4 protein-coding genes are annotated in these 5519 nt (G+C 60.4%); 3 read left to right on the plus strand and 1 reads right to left on the minus strand.

Annotated features, from left to right (window positions below; translation table 11 throughout):
* Together QZ213_RS23835 and QZ213_RS23840 are read left to right on the plus strand one after the other, a co-directional pair.
* A partial coding sequence (locus QZ213_RS23835) for a molybdopterin cofactor-binding domain-containing protein (RefSeq protein ID WP_291688535.1) occupies positions 1 to 1187 on the plus strand: 1187 nt, incomplete at its 5' end.
* Positions 1184 to 2140, plus strand: coding sequence for an antibiotic biosynthesis monooxygenase (locus tag QZ213_RS23840; protein ID WP_291688536.1), 957 nt, complete (start codon positions 1184 to 1186; stop codon positions 2138 to 2140). The genes QZ213_RS23835 and QZ213_RS23840, both read left to right, overlap by 4 nt.
* 87 nt (positions 2141 to 2227) lie before the next feature.
* On the opposite strand, the gene QZ213_RS23845 is transcribed toward QZ213_RS23840, so the two are convergent.
* Positions 2228 to 4303, minus strand: a complete 2076-nt coding sequence (locus QZ213_RS23845; protein WP_291688537.1) for an ATP-dependent helicase — start codon at positions 4301 to 4303, stop codon at positions 2228 to 2230.
* Positions 4304 to 4462: 159 nt separating this feature from the next.
* On the opposite strand from QZ213_RS23845, the gene QZ213_RS23850 reads away from it, so the two are divergent.
* Positions 4463 to 5411, plus strand: a protein-coding gene (locus QZ213_RS23850) for an IS630 family transposase (protein ID WP_291688538.1) whose coding sequence is annotated in 2 segments (ribosomal slippage) — positions 4463 to 4798 and positions 4800 to 5411 — 948 coding nt in all. Because the reading frame shifts where the segments join, the coding sequence is not laid out codon by codon here.
* Positions 5412 to 5519: the final 108 nt, after the last annotated feature.

Here is a 5519-nt window from a genome sequence, read left to right on the forward strand (position 1 = left end):
GGTTTCGCGGCTATGGCGCCTCGCAGACCACCTTTGCGGTGGAATGTGCGATCGACGAGCTGGCAAGACTGCTCGACATCGACCCGTTCGAGATGCGGCGCAAGAATGTGGTGCAGCCGGGCGACAACATCGAATCGATCTGGAAGGAAGCAAACGACGCCAGCTTCGGCAGCTATGGCATCGGTGAATGCCTTGATATCGTCGAGCGGGAGCTGCAGAAAGGCAATGGCGTCACGAGGCCCGAAGGTGCGGAATGGGCCGAGGGCAACGGTGTTGCATTGGCCATGCTGGAATGCGGGCCGCCGACCGAGCATCGCTCGGGCGCCGAGATGCGACTGCTGCCGGACGGCACCTACCATCTCGCCTGCGGCTCGACCGAAATGGGCAACGGAATCATCACGGCGCACAAGCAGATCGCCGCATCGATGCTGGGCACGCGCGCTGATGATATCGACATCATCAACGCCGATACCGATCGCACACCCTATGACACCGGCACCTTTGCGAGCACGGGTGTTGTGGTAGGAGGCAAGGCGGTTCACCTGGCTGCCCTGGCCATGTCGGACGATATAATCAACTTTGCCAGTCGCTACGCCGGCGTGGCAATCGACCAATGCCGCCTCGACAACGACGGTGTCATCTGCGGCAACCAGCGGATTTCGCTGCGTGAGCTGCATGCTGAAGGTGCGAAGGTCGACCATCGCTTCTCGGTCAGCCGTCGGGCCTATCTCTCGCCGCGCACGATCGCCTTCAACGTCCAAGGGGTGCGACTTGCAGTGCACCGCGTGACCGGCGAAATCCGTGTACTGCACAGCGTGCATGCGGCCGATATCGGCCGGCCGATCAACCCGATGCAGTGCCGCGGCCAGCTCGATGGCGCCGTTGCAATGGGCTATGGCTGGGCGCTGGTCGAGAACATGGTGCATGACGACGAAGGGCACATGGTCAATCCGCAGCTGCGCAACTGCCGCATCCCCACCTTTGCCGACACGCCGCATACCGACATCTTCTTTGCCGACACGATCGACCTGATCGGGCCTCTTGGTGCGAAGTCCCAGGGTGAGTGCGGCATCAATCCGGTGGCGCCGGCTGTCTCGAATGCGTTGGCCAATGCCACTGGTGTGCGTTTTGCCCATCTGCCATTCACGCCCGATCGTCTTTTCGCGAAACTCGCGGCCGCTACATGAGCGATGCTGCGACCAGCGTAAGCATCGTCACGCAAACGTGCGTTCGGCCAGAGAGCGCCGCCGCGTTCGCGCGATGGCAGGGCGAAACCAGCACGGTGATCTCCAGTTTCCCCGGGTTCATCGAGCAGCGACTGATGCCGCCCCATCCGCCGCTGCAGGTCGATTGGGTGATCCTGCAGCGTTTCGTCAGCCTGGAAGATGCCAGGCGATGGCTGGGCTCGTCCGAACGGCAGTCCCGCATCGAAGGGGCCACCCCAATGCTTGTGGGGCGCGACGACGTTCACATCGTGCGCGACGATGCCAGTGCCGCGCGCGCAGCGCCGGTCTCCGCGGTGATCAGTACGCGAGTGAAGCCCGGCATGGAGGCTGAATACCTGAAATGGGAGCAGAAGGTCGCCGCGGCGCAGTCGAAGGCAGCGGGGTTGCAGGGTTATCGCTTCGAACCGGCTGTGCCGGGCGTGCAGGAGGACTTTATCGCGATCTTGCGTTTTGACAGCGAGACCAATCTGCAGGCCTGGCTGGAGTCACCGCAACGACGTCAGCTGCTCGACGAAGCCGCACCGCTGACGGCTGAGTTCCACACGCGAATGGCGCAAAGCGGTTTCGAGCAATGGTTTCGCGACGCCACGCCTGAGGGTGCGCCGGCGCCCGCAGCGTGGAAGATGAACATGATCGTCCTTCTGACGCTCTATCCGGTCGTATTCCTGTGGGGCCTATTGGTGGGCACTCCAATTCTGACAGGGGTGCTAAAGCTGAATTTCCCGGTTGCACTGTTCATTGGCAACGCGTTCAGCGTCATCCTTACCTCGTATCTGGTGCAGTGGACCGCCAACCGGCTCGGGTGGTGGCTAACACCACCGAAGCCCGGACGAACTCTTGTGCACCTACAGGGCGCCAGTTTGCTGGTCGCAGCCTATTTAATCATGATCTTGCTGTTCTGGAGAGCTTTATAGCTGGTCGTGCGGCCCGTGTTTGCGATCAGGCTGACCCTCACCAGCCGCTTTGAGTGTTGAACGGTCGAACAACAGCGCAGACTTGATCTAGGACCGCCACATCCCGCGCATGCGGGCACCAACATCTATTCGGGGACTTTGGTTCGAAGATCGCGCTGCGCTGCCTGCTACGGCAATCGGCCAAGTTGTTCGCTCGAACAGGCCAAGCAAACGGTCAGGGATAAAGCGCGTCCGTGAGGCATAAACATGCCGGTCGCCCCTGGCGTTTTGCCCATGTGTAAAGAAGCGTTGCGGCACGATCAGATGAAGGACGTCCTTGGCGCGCGTCATCGCCACATACAATAGTCGGCGTTCCTCCTCGATTTCGGCGGAAGTACCAACACCTAGGTCGGATGGCATGCATCCATCGACGACGTTCAAGACGAATACAGATTTCCACTCCTGGCCTTTGGCAGAATGGATGGTGGAGAGGATGAGATAGTCGTCATCGAGCAGGGGCACGCCGGCTTGGTCGCTGGTCGCATCTGGAGGATCGAGGGTTAGCTCGGTCAGGAAACGCTCGCGCGACGGATAACCACCGGCAATCTGCTCAAGCTGGACCAGATCGGCGCGACGGGTATTGGCGTCCTCATGGATCCGGTCGAGATGCGGCTCGTACCAAAGACGGGCGCGCTCCAGCTCCGCAGGCCAGCCTGCACGACCCGAGCGCAAGTCAGTGACGATCTCGACGAAGCTGAGCCATTCGTCGCCGCCGCGAGGAGGAGCGGGAGCATTGGCCAGCGCCGAAATGGGGTCTGCGGCGTTGGACATATGGTCGAGCACGCGTTGCGCCGAAGTGGGTCCAACACCGGGAATAAGGTGCAAAAGTCGAAACCCGGCGACGCGGTCGCGCGGGTTCTCGACGAAGCGGAGCAAAGCAAGCATATCCTTGATATGCGCCGCGTCCAGAAACTTGAGCCCGCCAAATTTCACGAAGGGAATATTACGCCTGGTCAATTCGATCTCAAGCGGGCCGCTGTGATGTGAGGTCCGGAACAGCACTGCCTGTTGTTTGAGGACCGTCCCGGACTCGCGGTTCTCAAGGACCCGTTCAACAATAAAGCGGGCCTGGTCAGCCTCATCGCGCACCGATACCAACTGCGGCTTTGCTGAGGATGTTCGCTCGGTCCAGAGGTTCTTGGTAAAGCGCTCGCTTTCAAGCTCAATTACGCCATTGGCGGCGGAGAGGATGGTCTGCGTCGAGCGGTAGTTTCGATCAAGGGTGACAATCGTGGCCGGCGGACTGAATTGACTTGGGAAGTCGAGAATGTTGCGAACGGTTGCTGCACGAAACGAATATATCGACTGCGCGTCATCGCCGACGACGGTAAGGCCCCGGCCGCCGGGCTTGAGAGCCAGAAGGATAGAGGACTGCAGCCGGTTTGTGTCCTGGTACTCGTCCACGAGGACATGGTCGAACCGACTGCCGATGTCTTCAGCCAAAACGGGATCGCCGACTGTCTGGGCCCAATAAAGCAAGAGGTCGTCGTAATCGAGGATGTTCTGACGCTGTTTTGCCGCGACATATGCCGCGAACAGTTGCTTAAGCTCGACGGCCCATCCCGAACACCATGGAAACGACTTGCCTAGCACTTGTTCGATCTCGCTCTCTGCGTTGACGCATCGCGAGTAGATCGTGAGGCAAGTGTTCTTGGTAGGAAAGCGACTTTCGGTTTTAGAAAAGCCGAGCTCGTGTCTTGCCAAATTTAGTAGATCCGCGGAGTCTTCGCGATCATGAATTGTAAAAGCGGGATCCAAGCCAATCTGATCGGCATAGTCGCGCAACAGCCGCGCTCCGATGCCGTGAAAAGTGCCGGCCCAAGACAGCGCATCTGTCATGACACCGGCGTTGTCGCCCATGACTTTGCGCGCAATTCGCTCGACGCGGCGGGTCATTTCGGCCGCGGCGCGGCGCGAGAATGTCATCATCAGAATTCGCCGGGGATCGGTGCCGTTCACGATCAGATGGGCCACCCGGTGCGCCAACGTGTTGGTTTTGCCGGATCCCGCGCCTGCGATGACGAGCAGGGGAGATCCTGGCGTACAGTCATTCTCGAGCACGCCATGCTCGACCGCCTGCCGCTGCTGAATATTGAGAGTGTCGAGATAGGCCGCAGCTGACATGAGCGAATCGCCTGGGGAGGGCGGACGGTCGCTGATTCCCGCTTTGTTCGCAATGACGGAGTGATTTAGAGCGTTTCCCGGTTTAATTGAATCGGGAGGGATTCCGGTTCTGCGGCGAATGTGATTCAAGATGCTGGCTGGGATGGAGGCCAGCATCTGATGGTCCGACCTCTTTCCAATGATTTGCGCAAGCGCGTGGTTGCGGCGGTCTCGAAGGGCGAGAGCTGCCGGGCGGTGGCGTTGCGGTTTGGGGTTTCAGTTTCGTCGGCGGTGAAGTGGTCGCAGCGGTACCGTTCGACGGGCTCTGTTGCGCCCGGCAAGATGGGCGGTCACCGCAAGCCGGTGCTTGACCCGCATCGGGCGTTTATCGTGAAGCGGCTGAGCCAGACGCCGCATTTGACGCTGCACGCGCTGAAGGACGAACTGGCGGCGCGCGGGGTCACGGTTTCGCACAACGCGGTCTGGCTGTTCCTGCGTCGCGAGGGGCTACGATTCAAAAAAAACGCTGTTCGCTCTTGAACAGGGCCGTTCCGATGTCGCCCGCCGGCGCCGCCGCTGGCGATCGTGGCAGGCCAGCCTCGATCCGCGACACCTGGTCTTTATCGATGAGACATGGATCAAGACCAACATGGTTCCGCTGCGTGGATGGGCGCCTAAGGGCGCTCGCCTGCGCGGCTTCGCGCCGCATGGCCACTGGCGCACCATGACGTTCCTCGGCGCGCTGCGTTGCGACCGACTAACCGCGCCTTGCGTATTCGATGGGCCGATCAATGGCGAGTGCTTCCGCGCCTATGTCGAACAGTTGCTCGTTCCATGCCTCAGACCAGGCGACATCGTCATCATGGACAATCTCGGGAGCCACAAGTCTGCAGAGTTGCGTCGCATCATCAGGGCTGCAGGCGCAAGGCTGTGGTATCTGCCGCCCTACTCACCAGACCTCAACCCAATCGAGCAAGCCTTCGCCAAGATCAAGCATTGGATGCGCGCGGCCCAGAAACGCACCGTCGACGAACTCTGGCGGCACATCGGCGACCTCATCAGCCAAATCCAGGCCCCTGAATGCAGCAACTACTTCGCCAACGCTGGATACGCTTCAATCAAACTGTGAAACGCTCTAGTGAAGTCGAGGAACATTGCCGAATTGCAGCAGGTGGCAACGACTCGCCGGGTCGCGGATTCAGGCTTGAGCCGATGCTCTTCAAGATACGCCTGTCCC

Source organism: Bradyrhizobium sp., from assembly GCF_017881085.1.
Classification (GTDB): Bacteria; Pseudomonadota; Alphaproteobacteria; order Rhizobiales; family Xanthobacteraceae; genus Bradyrhizobium.